At 42.7% G+C, this 23228-nt stretch carries 16 protein-coding genes; 2 read left to right on the top strand and 14 right to left on the bottom strand.

Translation table 11 applies throughout. The annotated features are described in order from the left end of the window. Positions 1–130 precede the first annotated feature (130 nt). The 9 genes from BW976_RS19215 to BW976_RS19175 all read right to left on the bottom strand — a co-directional run bounded on the left by BW976_RS19215 (position 131) and on the right by BW976_RS19175 (position 14908). A complete protein-coding gene (locus BW976_RS19215) occupies positions 131–1498 on the bottom strand; it encodes an MAC/perforin domain-containing protein (protein ID WP_076375462.1) in 1368 nt (455 codons plus the stop codon). A gap of 246 nt (positions 1499–1744) precedes the next feature. Next, the gene (locus tag BW976_RS19210) at positions 1745–3796 is read right to left on the bottom strand and encodes a M13 family metallopeptidase (protein ID WP_076375460.1); all 2052 of its coding nucleotides are present in this window, start codon (positions 3794–3796) and stop codon (positions 1745–1747) included. 85 nt (positions 3797–3881) lie between these two features. Further along, entirely contained in the window at positions 3882–5204 is a 1323-nt protein-coding gene (locus BW976_RS19205) for an MFS transporter (protein ID WP_076375458.1), read from the bottom strand. Between the two features lie 379 nt (positions 5205–5583). Beyond that, entirely contained in the window at positions 5584–6963 is a 1380-nt protein-coding gene (locus BW976_RS19195; RefSeq protein WP_076375454.1) for a M20/M25/M40 family metallo-hydrolase, read from the bottom strand. A 223-nt stretch (positions 6964–7186) separates the two neighbouring features. Continuing rightward, entirely contained in the window at positions 7187–9289 is a 2103-nt protein-coding gene (gene recG, locus BW976_RS19190) for an ATP-dependent DNA helicase RecG (protein ID WP_076375452.1), read from the bottom strand. A 108-nt stretch (positions 9290–9397) separates the two neighbouring features. After that, positions 9398–9775, bottom strand: coding sequence for a RidA family protein (locus BW976_RS19185; RefSeq protein ID WP_076375450.1), 378 nt, complete (start codon positions 9773–9775; stop codon positions 9398–9400). Further along, positions 9772–9915: a DUF6728 family protein gene (locus BW976_RS29950; RefSeq protein ID WP_317042954.1), complete on the bottom strand. Its 144-nt coding sequence runs from the start codon at positions 9913–9915 to the stop codon at positions 9772–9774. Before BW976_RS29950 ends, BW976_RS19185 begins: the two co-directional genes overlap by 4 nt. Before the next feature lie 127 nt (positions 9916–10042). Continuing rightward, a complete protein-coding gene (locus tag BW976_RS19180) occupies positions 10043–11389 on the bottom strand; it encodes a M28 family peptidase (RefSeq protein ID WP_076375448.1) in 1347 nt (448 codons plus the stop codon). 348 nt (positions 11390–11737) lie between these two features. Next, on the bottom strand, positions 11738–14908 hold the full coding sequence (locus BW976_RS19175; protein ID WP_076375446.1) for an ATP-dependent helicase: 3171 nt from the start codon (positions 14906–14908) through the stop codon (positions 11738–11740). A gap of 89 nt (positions 14909–14997) precedes the next feature. On the opposite strand from BW976_RS19175, the gene BW976_RS19170 reads away from it, so the two are divergent. Beyond that, positions 14998–15564: a hypothetical protein gene (locus BW976_RS19170; protein ID WP_076375444.1), complete on the top strand. Its 567-nt coding sequence runs from the start codon at positions 14998–15000 to the stop codon at positions 15562–15564. A 13-nt stretch (positions 15565–15577) separates the two neighbouring features. On the opposite strand, the gene BW976_RS19165 is transcribed toward BW976_RS19170, so the two are convergent. Then, complete coding sequence (locus tag BW976_RS19165) at positions 15578–17305, bottom strand: glycoside hydrolase family 3 protein (RefSeq protein WP_076375442.1); 1728 nt, start codon at positions 17303–17305, stop codon at positions 15578–15580. Positions 17306–17539: 234 nt separating this feature from the next. Between BW976_RS19165 and BW976_RS19160 the strand changes: the two genes are divergently transcribed. Beyond that, complete coding sequence (locus BW976_RS19160) at positions 17540–18202, top strand: porin family protein (protein WP_076375440.1); 663 nt, start codon at positions 17540–17542, stop codon at positions 18200–18202. Positions 18203–18420: 218 nt separating this feature from the next. On the opposite strand, the gene BW976_RS19155 is transcribed toward BW976_RS19160, so the two are convergent. The 4 genes from BW976_RS19155 to BW976_RS19140 form a co-directional block, all read right to left on the bottom strand. Continuing rightward, positions 18421–19221, bottom strand: a complete 801-nt coding sequence (locus BW976_RS19155; RefSeq protein WP_139332353.1) for a hypothetical protein — start codon at positions 19219–19221, stop codon at positions 18421–18423. A gap of 109 nt (positions 19222–19330) precedes the next feature. Further along, positions 19331–19987: a DUF5672 family protein gene (locus tag BW976_RS19150; RefSeq protein WP_139332352.1), complete on the bottom strand. Its 657-nt coding sequence runs from the start codon at positions 19985–19987 to the stop codon at positions 19331–19333. A gap of 180 nt (positions 19988–20167) precedes the next feature. Beyond that, positions 20168–22030 carry an ABC transporter ATP-binding protein gene (locus BW976_RS19145; protein ID WP_076375434.1) on the bottom strand — a complete coding sequence of 621 codons (1863 nt, stop codon included), beginning with the start codon at positions 22028–22030 and terminating at the stop codon, positions 20168–20170. 106 nt (positions 22031–22136) lie between these two features. Further along, entirely contained in the window at positions 22137–23198 is a 1062-nt protein-coding gene (locus tag BW976_RS19140; protein ID WP_076375432.1) for a glycosyltransferase family 4 protein, read from the bottom strand. Between the last annotated feature and the right edge of the window lie 30 nt (positions 23199–23228).

Genomic DNA, 23228 nt, shown 5'->3' with positions numbered 1-23228 from the left:
CTTGAACATACAAGTCGCAGAACAGATTCTTCGCTACGCTCAGAATAACAAATATTTTTACATAAAAAAGCCACCTGAAATCAGGTGGCTTTTTTTATAGAACGTATGTAATACGTATCTATATCGTATTTTACATATCCGGACCAACAACGTAAGCGCTTATTCCATTTACGTTTCTTAGTGGTTTAAAGTTAAAGTGATAAAGTGCTTTTACTTGTTGATTAGGAATATAACGGATGTAAGAATGCTCTCTGAAGTATACCCTACCGGTTTGAGTATCGTTAATAATTCCGTTGTCTGGCGATATGGCATCACCCATAGCATATCTGCTTAGGGTAGCAGCACTGTAATGAACCATTAATGATGTGTTAAACTCAAACAGGCCATTAAGCACATCCTGATTGGGTATATAACGCAGTTCGCCGTCCATTACAATGTATACCTGGCCGGTATCATCGTTACGGGTAAACTGACCTTCGGGTAAAGATGGTGGTTGGGCAACAATATTTACCTGGTGATCTTTCAAATACTGATCAACATATGTTTTAACAGCAGCAGATTTAGCTGGATCTGCGATCAGCGCGTAAATAGGTATTAATCCGTCTTTTTTAATGTCAATCAGCTCGGCATTTTGAAAATTAGTACTGGCTTGCCATGCACTGTAATCAATTACCGGTACCACCTGGTTAAAGGCAACTGTACCAACGATTTCTTTGGTAGGATCGCCACCATGGGTAATGTAATGTAAATATTGGTTGTAATTTGAGCTGCTTTGCGCATGATTGGTGTTAATATCTGTTTTCAGTGAAAATAATAAGCTTATTTTTTCATCTAAACCGGCAGAAGCAGCGCTTTTACGATCTGAGGCTTTTGTTTCTGACTGATAGGTAATTTCCAGCTTGGCACCCAGCATAATGTCAGAAAGTACAAACGCACCATACTGAGCTACCAGCTGTTGTGGCGTAAGCGTGGCAGCATCTTGTACAAAGCTTGGCATTAAATAGCTTTGCAATAAAGCAGGAGTAGCGTTAAATTTTAATTCTTTTTGTTGCATTAATAAGCTGTAGCTACCATAAATATATTTGGAGCTAAATGAACTCGAATTGGAATAGGCGGCAGTGATAGAACCTGAGAACACCGAAAAACCTGTTGTAGCGGTTAAATGTGCAGACAGATCTGAAGAATAAGCCTGAGCGTTTTCGCCATACGAGAACACCGCGTTTCTGGTGGTGTTTAATTGAGTTACAACACGTGATGCATCCGCAGCGTTCAATTTGGCAATATCAATTACCTGGAATGTTGTAGCGCTTGAGTTACCATACTCGCCGGTTACATCATAACCAAAACCCAACACATCCCATACATGATCTACGGCGGATTTGGTTTGCAATTTGTTTGGAGTAGATGATGCTTCAGATTGCCCTGGTTTAACTTGACTTTGTTTGGAGCATGACCATAACATTCCCACAATGGGAATTAAAAATAGAATTTTTTTCATAAAAGTGATAAAATTTAATATTTGATTTTGGCGCAAACATACAATAATAATATTACCAATAAAGGCGTAATTACCCTATTAACAATTACATAATCTATAATAATATCAAACATCATCAAAGCACATTCATTTATCGAGGACTTATCATAACCAAAAGCGCCGCCTGAAGTTCAGACGGCGCTTTTGATTGCTGCTATATAGTGCAGAGACAATAATATATGTCTCTATGTTTTATTATTTTATATCCTACCAAACTTTCACACGTTCGTTTTCGGGGCGGTAAAGCTTGTCGCCGGGTTTTACGTCAAATGCTTTGTAAAATGCCGGGGTGTTTGACAACGGGCCGTTAACACGGTACATTTCTGGTGAGTGCGGATCAACGCTGATACGCATGCGCATAGTTTCGTCGCGGGTTTTGATACGCCATACCTGGCCAAACGACAGGAAGAAACGCTGATCTGGCGTAAAGCCGTCAATCTTCGTGTCGCCTTTACCTTGTTCTGTTCTCTTAAAGGCTTCGTAGGCAATAGCCACACCACCAATATCGGCCAGGTTTTCGCCCTGGGTAAGCTTGCCGTTTACGTGCAGATTGTTCAATACCGTAAATTTGTTATACTGTTCGATCATCAGGCCTACACGGCTTTTAAATTGATCGGCATCTGCTTTTGTCCACCAGTCTTTCAGGTTACCGTCTTTATCATACTGGCGACCCTGATCGTCAAAACCGTGGGTCATTTCGTGGCCAATAACCGCGCCTATAGCACCGTAGTTGATAGCATCGTCAGCATCCTTATCAAAGAACGGGAACTGCAATATGCCTGCCGGGAATACGATTTCATTAAAGGTTGGGTTATAGTAGGCATTAACTGTTGGCGGTGTCATACCCCATTCGGTTTTATCAACTGGTTTACCAGCCTTTTTGATCATTTCGTTATAATGGTGACGGGCAATAGATTCCTGGTTTTTGTAATAAGCATCCTTTCTGATCTCCACATCGTCATAAGTTTTCCATTTATCAGGATAGCCTATTTTTTTGGTGAAGGCAGCCAGCTTAGCGAGGGCCTTGGCCTTAGTTTCAGGGCTCATCCAATCCAGCTTTTCAATACGGTCTTTATATACGCTTTGCAGGTTGTTTACCAGCGTAAGCATACGTTGTTTGGCATCTGGAGTAAAATACTTCTCTACATAAAGCTGACCTAGCAATTCGCCCAAGCCACCGTCAACGGTTTCAATAACGGTTTTCCAGCGCTCCTGTTCTTGTTTTTTACCACTCAGGGTTTTGCCGTTAAACTCAAAATTGGCGTCCCTGAAAGCTTTGCTCAATGCTGTTGAAGCATTATCCAGGGCAGTAAAGGTGGCTTTATCTTTCCAAACCTCAATAGGTTCTGATTTTAACAAACCATCCAACGCTTTAAAGTAAGCTGGCTGACCAACTAAAACGGTATCAGTGTTTAGTTCCAGGCGTTTAAAAGCATCCTTCAGGTCGATATCCGGGATCTGTTTTTGCAGATCGGCCACCGCAAATTTATTATAGTTCTTAACCGGATCGCGCAGTTCGGTTGGTGTCAGGTGCGATTTGGCTATCAGGGTTTCCAGTTTCAGGATACCATCAGCCTTTTTAGTAGCTGTAGCTTCATCAACACCGGTTAAAGTAAACAGCTTGGTAATGTATTTCACATAAGCTGCGCGTATCTTAACGGTAGCCGAGTCGCTGTTGAAATAATAGTCGCGGTTAGGCAAACCCAAACCGGCCTGGTCAAAGTGACCAATATTTTTGGTGCTGATACGATCATCGGGCCCAACAGAAAATCCTAATAAAAAGCCACCACCGTCTTTATAGCTATCGGCAGCCAGACTTACCAAGCCTTTATAATCCTTCACTGCGCTAATTTTAGCCAGCACAGGCTTAACAGGTTCATAATCCAATTTTTCGATACCTACAGTATCCATACCACTGGTGTATAGGTCGGCCACTTTTTGTTCTTTGCTGCCTGCCGGGTTATCTTTTTGGGTAATTTCTTCCAATATTTTGTGCAGATTTTTCTGGTTATCGTCATACAGTGTATAAAACGAACCCCATCCACGCTGTGATGCCGGTATCTCGGTTTTCTTTAACCAGGCACCGCTGGCGTACAAATAAAAGTTGTCGCCTGGTTTTACCGTGGTATCCATACCTGTTTTATCAAAAAATACGGTGCGTTTTGGAACATCGTCCGTAGATGACGATTCCTTTTTTTGGCCGCATGACGCTAAAATGGCGACAGGGATAGCCGCCAAAGCCCATTTTGTGATTCTCATAAATTGTTTTTTAAATGTCAGTCGTAAAAAATCTAAGTTATAAAGTTGAATTGATAATAACTAAGACGCAGCCGACATATATCTGTTACACCACAGATTTAACTTCGGCCACAGGAGGCTGTATCTGATTAAGCGACAACGGAATGAGTTTTTTGGTTTTGAGGTAAGTGATACCTACAATAAGCATGGTCATGCTGCCACCAAATATTACAGCAGGCACAGTACCCAGCAAACGGGCAGCAGTTCCGGATTCAAAGGCACCTATCTCGTTAGATGATCCGATGAACATCTGGTTTACGGCGGATACCCGGCCGCGCATATGATCGGGCGTTAACAGTTGCATAATAGTGCCGCGAATAATTACGCTGATGCTATCAAAAGCGCCTTCGGTAAATATAAAGAAGAGCGACAAATAGAAACTCCGCGATAAGCCAAAGCAAATGATACTTAAACCAAAGCCGGTAACCGCAATAAGCAGGTTGCGCCAGGGTTTACCCATGGGCGAAAAACGCGTCATAACCAGCATGGTGAGTACCGCGCCCAATGATGCTGTGGCGCGCATAATACCCAAACCTTCGGCGCCTACTTTGAGTATCTCATTGGCAAATACGGGCAGCAAAGCTACTGCGCCGCCAAAAAATACCGAGAACAGATCGAGACTCATAGCGCCGATCATCATTTTATTATGGAACACAAAATGAATACCTTCTGACAAACTTTTCCAGATACTTTCTTTGGGCACAAACACCGGCGGGTACTTGCGCAGGAAAAAAACCAACACCAATGATATCAGCAGAAAAAATATGATAACCGAGAACGTGGCGGTAATACCACTTAAGCCGGGCATTATTTTACCAGCATAGCCATAAATCAATCCACCGGCTGCAGGACCAACAATAGAAGCGACCTGCCAGCTGGAACTGCTCCAGGTACTGCCATTAGGATAAACCTCTTTTGGGATACTGTGCGCATAAACCGTAAAGGTAGCCGGGCCATAAAATGCGCGGGCTATACCATTACAAAATATCATAGTAAAAATAATGGGCACAATCCAGTCTTTATGTATAATACCGCTCATGCTGTTGAGTGTAACGGTAAACATCACTGACGAGGTGAGGATCACCATGGCAAATATGATGAGCAGCATTTTGCGTTTTTCGGATTTATCGGCAATATAGCCTCCGTAAAGCGCTATGCCAATGGCGGGTATGGCCTCGCACAAACCTACCAGGCCCAGGGCAAAAACACTTTTGGTGACCTGGTAAATATAAAAGCCGATAATAACGGCCTGCATTTGATAAGCAAAGGTAAAACAAAAGCGCATGCCTACGTAAGACCTGAAATCTTTGTATCGCAATGCTGCAAAGGAATCTACTTTTTGGGGTTTACTATCTCCTTCTTCGGCCACAGTGTTGTTTTAGATGTACTGCAAATTTACAATACCATTTTGGGAATATTAAATCCGATTGAAGGTTTTTTATTGGATAAATAAGGGTAATTGTTGGGGTGGAAAGCATAACTTATGATTTGTCATCCTGAGCGACAGCGAAGGATCTTCTTCAATATGAATGCTGTTCAATGGATAAATTGTTATTTCCATGGCGTTCCCCGCCTGCGTCGGGTCAGGCTATCCGCTCATACTCCGCAAGCTTTAGCCACAAGGCCGGTATCCGCTGCTATCCTTAACGCAAACCGCAGTAAAAAGCCGCCTGTGAAGACACAGGCGGCGGGGGAAAAATTTCATTTTTGACCAATCAGGTCATCTGCATATCCGCACATTTGCACATCTACAACCCGTGCTGATCTATCAGGTAAATAAACGCAGCCATACCGGCAGCGCCCAATTCCAGCTCGCGTTTGTTCACATTCTCAAACACATCATTAGGGGTGTGGTGAATATCAAAATAACGTTGTGAATCCGGGCGATAACCGATCAGCACCACGCCAGGGAGTTTTTCTTTCATTGGCTCAATATCGGTACCACTGCCGCCAATGGTCAGCTTGTCAACCTCATAAGGTTCCAATATAGCTTTATATTTATCGTTAATGCTTTTGATGAAATCTTTAGATACACCATCGAAGCTAAATCCACGCGGGGTAAAACCACCCTCGTCAGTTTCAATGGCAGCTATGTGCTGTTCTTTATTTTGTGCGGCCAGTTCGGCATATTTGGAGCCGCCTTTATGGCCGTTCTCCTCATTCATAAAAAACACGGCGCGTACCGAGTTTTTCGGACGGTAGCCTATTGCTTTAAATATGCGCAATACCTCGGCCGATTGCATGACACCCGTGCCGTCATCATGTGCACCTTCGGCCAGATCCCATGAATCCAGGTGACCGCCTACGCTGATAAATTTATTAGGATTTTCGGTGCCAGTTAACTCACCGATCACGTTGTAGGATAATACATCAGGTAGTAGTTGACAGCTTTGTTTAAAATAAAATTTAACTAGCGGTAGTTTGCGTAAACGCAGCATATTGCTTAACTTATCAGCCGCCTTGGTTGATATAGCAGCCGCAGGTATTTGCTGTGTACCCGGACCAGATAGAGTAGCTCCTGTGTGCGGATAATCGTCAGTACTTCCGGTTAGAGAGCGTACAATAACCCCAACAGCGCCATATTTGGCGGCGGCGGCTGGACCCATAAAACGCTGATCTCCAGCCATTCCATACGCATGCCCGGTTTCGATAAAGCGTTGATCAAACGGGCGGTTAAAGAAAACTATCTTGCCTTTAATCACACTTTCGCCCAGGGTTTCCAGTTCTTTCAGGCTCCGTACTTCTACCACATTAGCGGTGATGCCTTCCTTGGGAGTAGCTACAGTCATTCCCAGTGCAGCAATAGGCACCGGGATACGGGTTTTACCATCAATAATAAAAGCAGTTTCCTTTTCGCCACGAACCCAGTGCGGTACCATTACCTCCTGCAAATAGACCTTATCAAAGCCATAACTTTCCATCAGTTTTTTGCTCCACTCCACCGCTTTTTGCGCATTGGCCGAGCCACTTAATCGCCCGCCAATATTTTTACACAAGTAATGCAGGCTTTCATAAGCCTTTCCATTTACCAGGGCCTCATCATAAATTTTTCTGATAGTTAAGGAGTCCTGCGCGTGAAGCAGGGAAGCTGTAAAAAACACAGCCAGCAATAGGGAAAATTTCTTCATGTGATGTTAAGATCAGTTTTAACAAATGTAATATTTTGAAGACAAAAAGGAGTACCAAACCAACGCTCTTTATAATATCAAAAAGGCTGTCATTTCGAACGGAGAGAGAAATCTTTTGCGATTGCATTATGCGTCATGCATCTAGTAAAAGATTTCTCCTCACCCTCTGCATGGGCCAACGCTTGTTCGTTCGAAATGACATTTAGTATTGTACGTATTCGTATCACGATATCTTATCCCAGCTCAACCCCACGTTTTTTGTTTCGAAGGCATGGTGCAGCACCTGGTTTTCGGGCAGGGCCAGCTGCGGATCTTTTTCAAAGATCTGTTCAATGGTTTTACGTACCTTAAATAGTAATTCCTGATCGGTAGCCAGGTTGGCCAATTTAAGATCGAGTACGCCGCTCTGTTGCGTGCCTTCCAGGTTGCCGGGGCCACGCAATTGCAGGTCGATTTCGGATATTTCAAAACCGTTATTGGTTTTCACCATGGTATCCAGCCTGATCTTGCCGTCGTGACTCAGCTTGTGGCTGCTCATCAAAATACAATAGGATTGCTCGGCCCCACGTCCTACCCTGCCGCGCAGCTGGTGCAATTGCGAAAGACCAAAGCGCTCTGCATTTTCAATGATCATCACCGAGGCATTGGGTACGTTAACCCCCACTTCGATCACGGTGGTGGCTACCATGATCTGCGTTTCGCCTTTGATAAAACGCTGCATTTCAAATTCCTTGTCGGCCGCTTTCAACTTGCCATGCACAATACTTACACGGTAATCGGGCAGCGGAAACTCGCGCGACATTACCGCGATGCCATCCTCCAGGTTCTTCAGATCGAGCTTTTCGCTTTCCTGTATCAGCGGGTACACTACATAAATCTGCCGGCCCAGCCCTATCTCCCTTTTCATAAAGCCAAATACCCGCAGGCGCTGATTTTCAAAAAAGTGGAGTGTTTGGATAGGCTTACGACCAACAGGAAGCTCGTCTATTACCGATACATCCAGATCACCGTAAAGCGTCATAGCCAGTGTGCGAGGAATGGGTGTAGCCGTCATCACCAATACATGCGGCGGTATCACGTTTTTTCGCCATAGCTTGGCCCTCTGCTCTACACCAAAACGGTGCTGCTCATCAATCACCACAAAACCCAGGTTTTTGAACTGTACCTTATCTTCAATAAGCGCGTGGGTACCGATGAGGATTTTAAGCTCACCACTCTCCAGCTTTTCATGCAATATTTTCCGGGCCTTTTGTTTAGTGGAACCCGTAAGCAGGGCCACCTCAATAAAATCATCACGAACCAGATCTTTTACCGTTTGATAATGCTGTGTGGCCAAAATTTCGGTAGGCGCCATGATGCAGGTCTGAAAGCCGTTATCAACCGCTATCAGCATACTCATGAGGGCTACTACGGTTTTACCGCTACCCACATCGCCCTGTAGCAGGCGGTTCATTTGTATACCGCGCTGAGTATCCTGCCGTATCTCTTTGAGCACTCGTTTCTGGGCCCCTGTTAACGGGAAAGGGAGCTTATGATGATAAAAATCATTAAAATAATGCCCAACCGTACCAAAAACATTGCCTTTGAATTTTTGGGTATGCAACAATTTATTGCGTAATAATTTAAGTTGCAACAAAAATAATTCTTCAAACTTTAAACGCAGAATAGCTTCATTCAGTAAACGCGTGTCGGCAGGGAAATGGATATTACGGTACGCCTCAGCGCGACTAATAAGCTTAAACTTTTGAAGAATATACAGCGGCAAGTTTTCTTTGATATCACGCGCATGCAATTCCAATAAGGTAGAAGTAATTTTCTGAATGCCCTTGCTATCGAGTTGAAACTGTTTAAGCTTTTCAGTAGAGTTATATACGGGTTGCAAACTGGCATTGCCCTGCCGCTGCATGGTGGCCTGCGAATACACCTCCATTTCGGGATGTGCCATCTGAACCTGTCCGTTAAAAAACCCGGGCTTACCAAAAACAATATATACCTGTCCGGGCACAATAGTCTTTTCGATCCAGTTGATGCCCTTGAACCATACCAGTTCTAACAGACCTGTATCATCTTTAGCGTTAACTACCAGACGCTTGGTATGCTTTTCGCCAATAACCTGCTTATTTACGATACGGGCCAGTACCTGTACATAAGGCAGGTCCGACTGGATATCTTTGATCTTGTAGAAACGGGTACGGTCGATATACCGGAACGGGAAGTGCCGCAAAAGATCCTCGAAATTAGTGAGCGCTAATTCTTTCTTCAACACCTCGGCGCGGGACTGGCCCACTCCTTTTAAATATACAAGCGGTGTTTGAAAAGGATCCATATTAGCCCCCACTAAATCTCCCCCGGAAGGGGAGACTTATAATTATTTTTTTATTGAATATTTTTCTTAAAGCCCTCTCCTCCGGGGAGGGTTGAGTGGGGCCGGCTTTTACTTTACAGCAATAACCGAGATCTCCACATTTACACCTTTAGGTAATGCAGATACCTGTACCGTTTCACGGGCAGGGAAATTGGCGGTAAAATACTTTCCATATACTTCGTTCACCTGACCAAAATTGCCCATATCGGTTAAAAATATACTGGTTTTTACGATGTTCCCAAAACCGATACCGGCCTCCGTTAAAATGGCTTTGATGTTTTCCATCACCATCACGGCTTCGTCGGTAATACCGGTGGTTACTAATTCGCCGGTAACCGGGTTAAGGGGTATCTGGCCCGATACGAATACAAAGTTTCCGGCTGCGGTAGCCTGGCTATATGGCCCGATAGGAGCCGGCGCGTTATTGGTGTTTATTATTGTCATCATTTTTTAAGTATGAACACTTGTATCAGTTTGTAGATGATCCCTGCCAAAAACATAATAATAGCCAACGCATTTATAAAATGCATAATGCGCAGATTGATGTTGTTGGGTCTGTTGGGATCTTTCTTTCTGAAAAAATACATACCACAAAACTAATAAAAATTTCAGCCCCCTCTAAATCTCCCCCGGTAGGGGAGACTTTTAATTGCATACTTTATTTACCGCCGTTTTTTACCCCCCCCCTTCCGGGGAGGGTTTGGGTGGGGCTACTTACCTGATCGGTTTAGGAAACACCGGCAAGCTCTCGTGCCCATCGGCATCAACAGCTTGTACGGCGAAAAAATAATTATCTTTTGAGTATGCCAGCGTAGCCGCGGTATCGGTTACATAAAATTTGCGTTCCCAAAAGGCACTGGTGGTTTCGCGCATGAGCACATAGTAACCGGCCGGTTTTTTGCCGGTAGCTGGTGCCTCCCAGGTGAGTTTTGTTTTATTGGTGAGGTCGCTGGTGATAATGCCTACGTTTTGTGGGCGGCCCGGGGCCGAGGCCAGGTTAGCCAACACCGATAAATTCATGCGGGCCACTTTTTGCACATAGTTAAAATCTACAAAGTCGGGCAGGTCGCCATAATCCACGCCGTTTTCGGTGCGGATGTTCTGGTGCTGGCGGTTAAAATCCTCGTTCATTTCGGTGAAACGTACGGCAGTAAAACCCTGCTCCAGGAAAGGCAGGTGGTCGCCGCCACGCAGGTAACGGTCGCGGCGATAGATGAGCTTTACATCCAGCTGGTCAACATAGCGTTCGCCGGTTTCTTTGGCATAACGGGCCAGTTCGCGCGATGGACTATCATTTTCGCCGCCTAATGATTTCAATGCGGCTACTTGTTTATCCGTAGCATTGGTGGGTATACCATCACTAAAAACACGTACGCTGCGGTTATCTTTCAGGTCGGTTTCCATGCCATGGGTATTGCCAACAATATCATTATTGAGCATGGCATCCACATTCCAGTTTTCGGCTTTGGCACGTTTAGCCAGGTTTGCTGATCCATACAGGCCTTGTTCCTCACCAACCACCGTCGCAAAAATAATAGTAGCGGGGAACGATCGTTTGGCCATTACACGAGCCAGCTCCATAGATAAGGCTGTACCGGAAGCATCGTCATTAGCGCCCGGCTCTACTCCGTTGGCATCCATCACATCATTGATGCGCGAATCATAATGGCCCGAAACGATATACACCCGCGTATCTGTAGGGTCTGTACCTTTTAATATGGCCAGTACGTTTTTAAGCTTTACGGGTTGATCGATGCGCGTGCCCTTGGGTTGTGTAAAAGTATCGAACTGAACGGTCATGCGTCCACCAGATGTTGCCGCGTATTTTTCCATTTCGGCCTTGATCCAGTTACGCGCTGCGCCGCTGCCGGTAGTTTTGCTGCTAGTATCGCTCAGGGTGTGCCGGCTTTTAAAAGTTACCAGTTTGCGAATGGTGGCTTCGATATTTTTGGATGATACCTCATCAACCATTTGTTTAATACCCGCATCTGGTTTGATGATGGTTTGAGCCGTGGCCGGGAGGGTTAATAAGAGAAGGATAAATAGTTTTAGGTGTTTCATGTTGGATTTTTGATACTTTGTATTATTTGTTCTAGTTGGCAGATTCAATTCCCTCCCCACGGGCTACCGTGTGGACACATCTTTTTGAAAAATGTCATTTCGAACGAACAAGCGTGGGCTCGCGCCTGGAGTGAGGAGAAATCTTCTACGCTATACGTGTTTGGCATGCAATGTTCGTATCAGTCGCAGAAGATTTCTCCTCGTTCCTCGTTCGAAATGACATTTTTCAAAAAGATGTGTCCACACGGTAGCCCCCGTTGGGAGGGAATCGCACCAGTCCAATGCTTTTAAATCTAATGATGTCTTTTCATCGGCTGTTACTCGTCATTGCGAAATCGAAAATACCTATTATTCCTCTTCCTCCTCGCTTGCGGTTTGTAACATTTCATCGGCCTGTTTAAAATTGCTTTTTACAAAATGGCACCAGTCGCATTCTTTTTTGCCGCAGCCGGTATTAAAATCATGGGCCAATATTTTGGCATAAGTATCTTTGATCTGGTCGGTCACTACATCCATATCATCAGGGGTGATCACAAACTTTTCGCGGTGGTATTCGCCTTCACTTACCGGTTCTACAAAATCAAAAACAGTGCTTACTACTTCCCAATCATTGGTACGATCGTGATCCACCAGTATTTTATAAAACACGCCCTGGCGCCAGTAATCGCCACCATTGGGGAAATCATTGGTGGGTCTTAGCAATTTATCTTTCGCGTTTTTGAGCTTACCTGTTTTATAATCCACCACCGTTATGTGCTTACCATCAAACTCCATCTTATCCAGGTTACCTTTAATGGGTACACCGCCTATTTCGATGTTTTTGATGGTGCGCTCCGTAATGGCCACTTTATTCCAATGGTCTACATTTTCTTCGTAATAAGGTGGTAAGATCTTTTCGCCGTAGGCTACTCTCAATTTATACTCATCCTTGGTAAACGAATCTTTATTGCGGGCCATGTACCAGCGAAATTCGTTCATAAATCTCTCAGTCGACAAAAACTCGTTATCGTTTTCCTTGAGCAATTTATAGGTTTTATTAAGTGCCCAATGCACTGCTTGTCCAAACGTAGCCGACGGACTTTTGCCCGATGGCACCCGGATTAAACACTGGAAGTAAAACCGCAAAGGGCAATCCAGGTAACTGCTTAGGTGCGTTACAGACAGTGTATAGTTTTGCAGAAGCAGGTTGATGTAATTTTTATCCAGCAGTTCAACCTTTGGCTTTTCGGCTTCGCTAAACTGGGTCACATAAAAACCAAGCATGGCTTCTTCGGTCACCTTTGGATAATGTACCTGCAAATCGGTGCTGGCCAGTATCTCGCCTACAAACTGACTTGCTTCCTGGTCTTTGGCTTTTTTATCCTTGTTGGCGTAGGATATATAAAGGTGCTGTTTGGCACGGGTTATCGCTACATAAAACAGGCGGCGGCCTTCTTCTTTTTGGGCTATATCGTCAGATGCTGCCTGGGTTAGCGTATCAGGGTAACTAAAACCGGTATTACGGCCTTTACTATCCCAGGTACGTTTGTCGCAGCCTATAAAAAACACGTGTTCAAACTCCAGGCCTTTGGAACCATGAGCGGTTAAAAAGTTAACGCCATTATCGGAAAAGATCACTTGGTTCAGATCAAGCCGAATGCTGTTTTTCTTCATCAACTCGATGGTAGCGATCAGTTCACTCAGTTTAATTTCGGGATTCTTGCGGCTTTCGTCCTTCAGGAAATCAAAAAAGCTGGTGAGCATTTGCATATGCCCGCCCTTATCTGTTTGCTGCATAATGTAACGCAGGATACCCATTTTGGCTATCACATCCTGAAAAAGCGCCTGCAGCGTTTTGCTCACTGCAGATTGCAGCAACTCATCAATATCATTAATGAGATACTTCATCGCGGTAACCTTGTCGGGCGTAAAAAGGTCGGTTTGCGAAGGCGCGCGCAATTCGCTCACATAGCGGCGGATAGATGTTTTGGGCTTATTACCCGTTACCGCTCCATAATTTTCTTTAGCTACCGCGATGCTAGCCTTGGCAATTTCAATAGGCGCTATGTTAAAGAAATCGTAATGCATGATCTCAAACAGTAGCTCGTCACCACTGTAAGGCGAATCCAGTTCCATGGCCAGGTAACGCAGGATATTGATGATCTTTTCGCCAAAGGGTTGGGTCAGGATATCGATCTTGCGTTTGGTATTTACGGCTATCTTCTGGATGTCGAGGTATTTGATCATCTCCTCCACCAGGCTGTGGTTACGATAGATCACTGCGATTTCGCCCGGGGGCGTATCGTTATCGATCAATGCTTTTATTCGTGCCGATACATCAACCAGCTCCTGGTCGGGGTTTTCGTATTCGTTAATCACCGGCTCCACAGTCAACTGGGCAAAACGACCATGTGAAGCACGTAAATCCTTATCCAGCTTGAGCTGACTGGTTAAGCGTTCAAAATTATTGTTGATGAGCGCCCTTGAAATATCCAGGATATGCTGGTTGGAGCGATAATTATGCTTGAGTACTACCGTGTGTAGGGTATCCACATAATCGGTAGCAAAGTCCAGGATGTTTTTCATGTTGGCACCCTGGAACTTAAAGATCGACTGGTCATCATCGCCCACTACAAATACGTTGGGTACATCCCAGTAACTCAGCAAAAACCGGAGCAGTTCGTTTTGCGAACCGCTGGTATCCTGAAACTCATCCACCAGGATATATTGGTAACGCTCCTGGTATTTACGTAAGATCTCTTCGTTATCCCGGAAAGCTTTCAACACCCAGATGATCATGTCGTCATAATCATACCGACCACGGGCTTTCATCTTGGCATCATAGTTTTTGTATTCGCCTACGGCTGCCAGCAATTTGTTCATGGTTTCATGAGCAGCATCGATGTCCTTCTGTTTAGGATCGCCAACTTTGATACCCGTTTTGGCATTGGCGCGTTTGTATACAAATTCCTCGCGGTTGGGGATATCATCCAGGTATTCCTGAACGGCCCTCGTGATCAGATCGATGTCCCAGTTCTCGCGTTTCATGGTCGAGAACAGATCTTTAAGGCGTTTGGTATCGTAGTAAATATCGCCGGTAAAGCGTTTGAGCAAATGATTATTGCCAAACTCATCAACCAGTTCGCGGAACAACATCGCCGACTCCAGATCAGACAATGATTCCAGGTTCAGCTTGCCAAAATATTCCAGGTTTTCCTGTATAATCTCGTTACAAAAAGCATGAAAAGTATATATATTGATGCGATAGGCATCGGGACCAATAAATTCAAACAGGCGTTTGCGCATGGCCACCGCACCCGCATCAGTATAGGTAAGGCACAGGATCTCATTGGGTAAGGCATCGGTATCGGTTAATATTTTACCTATACGCGCAGCGAGGATCTGCGTTTTACCAGTACCCGGTCCGGCTACCACCAGCACCGGCCCATCCATTTTATTAACAGCGGCCAATTGCTCGGGATTTAACCCGGCCAAAGCCGCCTGAAATTTATCGTTATATTGATGAAGATTTGATTGCATATTGTTTAGTAAAGATAGGAAAGGCCCGATACATTAATATAATTTGCAAACATCATAATTAATATGATCTTTAAGGAAGACAATTAATTATGGAACTACCTTATCAAGGCAGAGCAATTATTGAGGATAATTTTGACTCCGTAAGAATCATTATACCTTCAAAAAAGAATTATTTTATTATCCTTTTCATGTGTGCCTGGCTTTGCGGTTGGTTTTTGGGCGAAACATTGGCCATCAGGGAAATTCTTAGTTCAACAAACAAGGGCGCTGATCTGTTTATGATATTCTGGCTGGCCGGCTGGACTATTGGTGGCCTCTTTGCTCTTAAAACAATTTACTGGCAATTATTGGGTAAAGAGTGTATTGAAATTGGCAAAGGTGTCCTGATCATGAAAAGACAGGGCGACCCCTTAAGCAAGACCACTTTTTATGATCTTAACTCCTGTGACAGTTTCCGGGTAAAAGACGATCAGACAAACATCGGCTCTGGCAGGTATAATACATTAAAGTCGCTTAACGGGCGTACCGGCACAATTGCATTTGATTACGGCATGAAAACCATCCGGTTTGGTGAAAGTATTGATGAAGCGGAAGGTAAATACCTGTTAACCTTACTGACCAAGAAAAAAATCCTGACTGATAAAAATCTGGCTTAACAACTTGTAGCCCTTACTGTAAGCCAAGCCCTGTTCCTGTAGGGAAAGATGTATTAACGCTTACAGGCAATTTACCGGTTGGTTTTAATGTACCAGCAATTACTTTGGCAGCCGATTTTTGCAGTTCAGCGCTCATTTGATAACACACCAACAAGGCATTGCTTTTTTCGATGCCAGGCAAACCAGCTATGGTGTAGGCATTGGCAAAAACACTCATTACCGTGCCTTTGCGCACGGCCAGGTCGGCTATCATCTGGCGCACATCAGCGCTGTAATCCAGTTTACTTTGCGGGCGCAGACGGGTATCATGTATCCCCACAATTACCTGGTTGTATTGCTTTATCCAGTTCATGATATTTCGTACTTCAATGGCCGGGGCATTTTTGGCTACCATAAATATGCGGCAATTGGGGAAGCTTTTAGCCACTTCCTGCTGAAAAACGGTTGGTGCATCAACCCCAATGCTCACGATAGCCGTTTTCAGAAAGGGGTTCAATTTCAACGTGGCCGAATTACCTTTTAGCAAAGTCACCGCGGCGTCGCTCAGTTGCTGCACCAAGTCCTTTGCGGTTTGCCGGTTCAGATCTTCATTCAAATTCAAAGGTGAAATATTGGAGCGACGGTTAAGTCCGGCCCAATATTTGGCGGCCAGTACTTTCTTCACTTTGGTTTGAAACTCATCAGGACTGATCAAACCTTTACGTATCGCCCTACGGATGAGCTTAATGGCACGGTCGGAGTTTTCTGATAATTCGATAACATCTATGCCGGCCAAAAATGCTTTTACATCAGCCTCCCCGTTAGGGAAATACTTGGTAACCCCTTTCATCTCCATCGCATCGGATACCACCAGTCCCTTAAATTTTAGCGAATCTTTCAAAACACCCGTCACAATAGGACGCGACAAGGTTGAAGGTAAATGCTTGGTACTATCTAGCGCGGGAATATTCATGTGCGCTATCATTATTCCGCTGATGCCGGCATTAATAGCCTCCCGGAAAGGATATTCTTCGAGTGAGTCCAGGCGGGCACGGCTGTATGGCAGCAAAGGCAAATCAAAGTGCGAATCTACATTGGTATCGCCATGTCCTGGGAAATGTTTGGCCGTGGTTAGCAGACCAGCATCCTGCATACCCTTAAAATAGGCTATCCCCTTTTTGGCCACATTATACATATTATCACCAAAAGAGCGATAATTGATCACCGGGTTATTGGGGTTATTATTGATATCCATATCGGGCCCGAAATTTATCTGGACACCTAACCGTTTAAAATCATAAGCTACCTGCTGCCCCATTTTGTATATCAGGTTATTATCCTGTATGGCACCCAAAGTCATCTGGTAAGGATACGATATAGTCGAATCCAGGCGCATGCCCAAGCCCCATTCGCCGTCCATAGAGATGAGCAAGGGTACTTCCGCCAGCTTTTGATATTTGTTAACCAGGATGGCCTGCCTGCCGGGGCCTCCCTGAAAAAACACCAAACCACCTACCTGCTCTTCTTTAATTACCCGGGCAACAGAATCCTCATAGGCTTTGCCCTTATTGGTATGTGCCCTTACAAAAAGCAGCTGGGCTACCCGTTGCCTGCGGCTTAGTTTATTATAAACAGAATCAACCCAACGATTTTTTGTGTTCAGACTTTGTATATAGCTTTCCTTTTGTGCAAAAGCATTTACTGCAATAAAATTAAGCGCTATAATTAAAGCGCAACAAATACCGTTATTGAATTTTGGCATGGTCAAATTTTAGTACAAAATAGTATGAGGTAATAAGCAACAAGTATCGGGATTTTTGAAGATTTCATGAAGAAATATAATTGATACGAATTATTGAATATTTTAAATAAACCTTTGCCTTAATTTTTACTCTATGCCTATATAAATCAAAATAATTAAGGAAGGATTGCAGGCCCGTACCAAAAAAGAAAATGCCTCCGATTCGTTCCGCTACCGTTAAAAACAAATAAAAAAATGAAAAAATTTATCTTTTTTGCAATATGTTTATTTGCAGCTGGTGCAGCAAGTGCACAAACTTATTATGGCCCCAACAGACCGCAACGTCGCTACGTACATCAGCGCAGGCCATATAACGATAATCAGATCAAAGTAGGCTTTACCGCCGGCCTCAACGTTGCCAATTCACTTGATGCTTATGATTCCCGTTTTAGCTCAAGCAGTATAGCAGCCTTCAATGTCGGCCTTACACTGGATGTTCCTGTTACCTATTCTTTCTCTTTCGCACCCGAAGTATTGTTTTCGCAAAAAGGCTTTAGTGCCGATCTTGACAATGCCCATTTTACCGAACGTACTAACTATATTGACGTTCCATTACTGGCAAAATTCAAGATTGTACCCGGGTTTAATTTCTTAATTGGCCCTCAGCTTACCTTTTTAACTTCGCAAAGAGATACTTACCGCGACTTTGGCACCAACGTAGAAACCCGTTATGACGGGCACCAGGGCGACCAGAGTTATGTTGCAGGTGTAGTAGGTGTTAGCTTTGATATTAACCGTAATGTAGAGATCAGGGGACGTTACAACATCGACCTTTCCAGAAACAGCTCCAATGAAGCTGATCTGCCCGATTTCCGTAACCAGGTTTGGCAAATTGGTTTAGGCTTTAAGTTTCAGTAAAAATTTATGGTAAAACAAAAAGGCGCCTATTAAAGAATGGGCGCCTTTTTGTTTTCATAAATCGCACAGATCAATAAGTACAAAAGTGAATATTTCTAATTTATAACCACCCGGAACATTTGGAGTAATTTCATTTTGAATGCGTCTCAATCCCCCCCGCATTTCTGTCGTTTGCCAAGGGCGCTGAACTACCCTTGCCGGCGACCACGAATACTCAGCTATTTGGGCTGATTTTCATCAAATTTCTGAATGATGATTTCCCAATCTGTATGTGGCGAAAGGTAAGCGTTTTCGATATGAGTTGAAAGCCCTGGCAACGCCGTTATCAAAACCCGCTTTTTTAAAGTAGCGTTAAAAAGATATTTAAGAGACAGCTTAAACAAGTGCCTGAAAACCTTAGCCTTATACAATGGAAAAGGCGATTGCCTGGTTAAAATCAAAAACATACCAAAATCTTCCGGGATATTCTGTTGTGTAAACCGCCACATTACCTCTTTATCGGCTTTTAAAACAGAAAGCCTTGTTGCAAAGGTCATGGAGGTGGAGTTAGATATTTTCCAATGACAGGTATGCGATAAAAACACTCTGCTTTTTTCGCTGTTATTGGTTACATACGGATTACCACCCTTTTTACTAAAACTTACGTATTTGTCTGAATGATCATATAAGGTTACATAATCTGCTATCTCTAGGCCCTCCAACAAAGCCTGTTTTGATGCCGGGAGGTGCCAGTAATCATCTTCAACTAAATAAACCTGATCATTGTCATTAAACTTTGCCAGGGCAAAATCAACAATATGCCTAAATGACCCCGCATTACCAAGGTTAATTAAAACAGGCTCTATCCCTAATTCTTTTATTTGTTTAATCGTGCCCTCACTGCAGTTATCGGCAAAAACAAATAGCCCCTCAGTACCAAAAACACTGATAAAGTTTTTGAGGCAATTAATTTTGGTAGCACCTGTTATTTTTTCTTTTTCCCTACCAGCGTCTGATATCCGGTATAAATTATAAAGCATCACATTGTTTTTATAAGCTGTAAAGTATAAATAAGCAATATTCAAACAAACAGCAAATCTATGTTAAGAATTCCACCCCTATATTTCTATAAATTATTCAAGAAATCAGTTAAATATTATAGCCTTCAGCTTTAAATATATCACGCCAAAAGTCAAGATATTTATCCCATGCATGGCAGCCAAATGGTAGCTGATTATTATTTAATCTCATTGCACGCTCCGGGGCCAGTTCAATTGAAAATTTCAATCCAGCTTTCCATCTGGGTATTTTTAATATCCTTCGTTTGCGATTTACCTCAATACTCCAAAAAACATCCTCATTAAAAGTATGATTATTTTGATTTAAGTAGATCTGGATCATCTTTTGTTTGTTAACACATAGGTCATGAAATACTTGTACCCTGCGTAAAGAGAACCCGCCATTACCAACCTGGTTTTCAAGTTGTTTATCTGAAGGGAAATTATTTTCTTGTACATTAAAGCGCCTGTAAAAGTAATATTTTATTTTCCGCTTTAAGGCTTTGAAAGAATTCGGATAGTCATATTCCCGCATCCATGGAGCCCCAATGTAATCAAAACCCTGATCACACCAATAATTTAGCTCGTCTTTAAATACAAAAGCATCAAGTTGGTGTATTAATATATACTTATATTTTAAAAACCTGCTATAAAAGATATCGGAAAGCATTAAGGCATTATAACCTTGTATATCTTTAAAATAACTGTCGTCAAAACTTTCAACCTTCGTAAAATTAAATTGCTTCATTTCGGCGGTTAGAACTAAACTTTGAGGTTTTATAACGATACAGGGATATAGAGATAAAAGTTTTCCTAACTGTACCAATGACACCTTTTCAAGAGCAGATATTTTATCTTGATAAAAAGGAATTATAATAGCTACTTTATAAATCTCGTTCATACGATTTCGCTTAATAATGCCTCCAATTTAATCCGCGTTAAAACTTTGCATATCTATTAACCGCTTATAAACTCCGTTGTGATTCATAAGTTCCAGGTGCGTGCCTTGTTCTGCCACCGTTCCGTTATCTATTACAATAATCAGATCGGCGTTTTGAATGGTACTCAGGCGGTGGGCTATAACGAGCGATGTGCGGTTTTTCATGAGGTTATTCAATGCGTCCTGAACCAGTTTCTCTGATTCGGTATCGAGAGCCGAGGTAGCTTCGTCAAGCAACATGATTGGTGGATTGTTTAATACAGCCCGGGCAATACAAATTCTTTGCCGCTGCCCGCCAGAAAGCTTTGTTCCCCTGTCGCCAGTATTGGTTTGGTAGCCTTTATCCGTTTCCATGATAAAATTATGCGCATTGGCTATACGCGCAGCCGCTTCAACTTGTTCCTGCGTTACATTGGTTTTGCCAAAAGCGATATTGTTAAAAATGGTATCGTTAAATAATATCGATTCCTGGTTAACAATACCCATCAAGGCACGTAATGACTCAGAAGTAACCAATTTTATGTCTCTATCATCAATATATATAGTGCCTAATTGCGGTTCAATAAACCGGGGCAACAAGTCCATCAGGGTTGATTTACCACCGCCTGAAGGGCCAACCAGGGCTACAGTCTTTCCTTTAGGTATTTCGAGGTTAAGATTTTTTAGTACATACTTATCAGATTCGGTCTCAACGCCGTTTTCATTTAACTCAACTTTATTTTTATAAGCGAAGGATACGTTTTCAAACCTTACACTTTTGGTAAAATCTGTTATTGCCACGGCGTCGGGGGCATCTGTTATCAACGGCTTTTCGTCGATAAGGGCGAGCACCCGCTCGCCGGCGGCTATGCCAGAGTGAATATTACTAAATGAATCCGATATAGCCTTAGCAGGCCTCATGATCTGCGAAAACATGGCAATGTACACGATAAAATTATCGGCAGATAAGGTACCAGCATGATTAATAATTAATGAGCCGCCATATAATACAATCCCAGCCACCATTAAAACTCCTAAAAACTCCGATACAGGCGAAGCCATCTGTTGCCTTTTGGCCATTGAACGGGTTATTCTTGAATATTGCCTGTTCTCATGATCAAATCTGTCTTTTATAAATGAAACCGCATTAAATGCTTTAATGATCTTTATCCCCGATAAAGCTTCATCAAGATTACTGATCATGTTACCGTAAGTTTTCTGCGACTCGGTAGCCTGCTCTTTAAGCCGTTTAACTATTCTTGATATAACAAATGCCGAAACGGGAATGATCAGCATGGAAAATAAAGTTAACTTAACCGATATAACAAATAAAAATACCAGGTAGGTTAATAGTTGAAAAGGTTCTTTAAACGCAACCTGCAATGTACCGGTAACCGAGAACTGCACCACTTGCACATCGGCTGATATTTTTGAAAGGATATCTCCCTTACGTTCATTACTAAAATAGCCCAGATGCAGGTTCATTACGTTATTAAAAACTGTTTTCCGGAGGTTAAGCAACGTATAAATCCGCAGGTTTTCCATAATGCGTTGCGAAAAATACCTGAATAAATTGCTTAGCAACACCGATACAACAATAGCAGCACAAACAAATTTTAAGGCGCCCAAAGGACCATAATGTTGATTGGCGGTGTAGGCAAAATAATTAAAATCCTTTAAAGGGTCCCACCAGTTTACCGGCTTGTTTACCACCTCTAAAGTAGCCGGGTTAAAAATTGTTTTTAATAATGGAGCAAGCAACGCAAGATTAAGCGTATTAAATATTACCGAAAATAAGGTTAAAATAAAATATGGAAAAGCAAATTTCCCGATTGGCTTTGCAAAAGACAGAAGTCTGAAATATGTTTTCATTTAAAAAGTTAAGCCGCAAAATTATACAAAATTAGCGATGTTGAAGATAATGCCAGACCATTAACATTGCCTGTGCATATTGTAAAAATGTTTAAGCAATAGCGAATCACTTCTTTTTAATACAATCCTGGTATAACTGCAAGTATTGCTTTGCGGTGTTATCCCAGTTATACTTATTGGCGTGCGCTATTATTTGTTCAGATGGGTTATGCTCCTTAAAATGTTGTAGCCCGGTTTTAAATACCTGTTGCATATCCTCACCGTCAAAACTGTTAAAATAATAGGCGGCATCTCCCGCTATCTCGGGCAGCGATGTACAGTTTGAAACGAATACTGGTTTGCCAAAATGCATCGCTTCGATAACTGGCAAGCCAAATCCTTCGGCAATTGAGGGAAAAACAAAGGCTTCGCAATTTTTATAATACCATGCTTTGTCATCATCAGATATGGGGCCGGTGAGTTTTATTCTGTCAACACATCCGTACTTTTTCGCCTCTCGCATAATATCTTCCTGATAGGGGCTTAATATGCCGGAAATTATCAATTCAAGATCATTATTAGCCAATATGGCCGGCAATACATGAAAGTTTTTTTTCGCTGCCACAACTCCAATAGTAAATAAAAATGTTTTTTGAGGCTGATATAATGGTTTATGATCCTGATTTAATATTAGTTTATCGGCTCCATTATAAATAACACTCAGTTTCTTTTTTACATGAGGAAAATATTCTAATATATCATTGGCAACAAAGTTAGAAATAGCAACTACCCGATCACAAGAATTAATGCGTTCGCCTAATTTATCAAGATATTGTTTTAATGCCAGGGTACCGATATTTTCATATTTTTGGTTAATATCATGTACGGTTAATATTTTTTTTCCTCCCCATACCTTTTTAGGTTTCAGCAGGGAAAACTGATCTGTAAAATGAAAAAGCTTAATTCTCTCTCTATTAAGGAAAAAGAATTTGTTATGCTTTTTTAAATATATTTTGTTAACATCACTCTCATCAAATTCTGTTGGAGATGGATAAAAAAAATAATTCAAATTAAACCGGGAGTCGTTTTCTTTAATTAATGCTCTACCCAAACTTTTACCAAAATGGTATAAGCCGGTATTCGGGTATCTTACAGAGTCAAGGGTTACTAAAACATTAATCTTGTTCATTTTCAGTTATGAATTATACCAACTATCACC

The organism is Mucilaginibacter lappiensis, assembly GCF_900155965.1.
Classification (GTDB): Bacteria; Bacteroidota; Bacteroidia; order Sphingobacteriales; family Sphingobacteriaceae; genus Mucilaginibacter; species Mucilaginibacter lappiensis.
The sequence above is the reverse complement of the archived record's forward strand: the minus strand, read 5'-3'. Positions and strand labels throughout refer to the sequence as shown.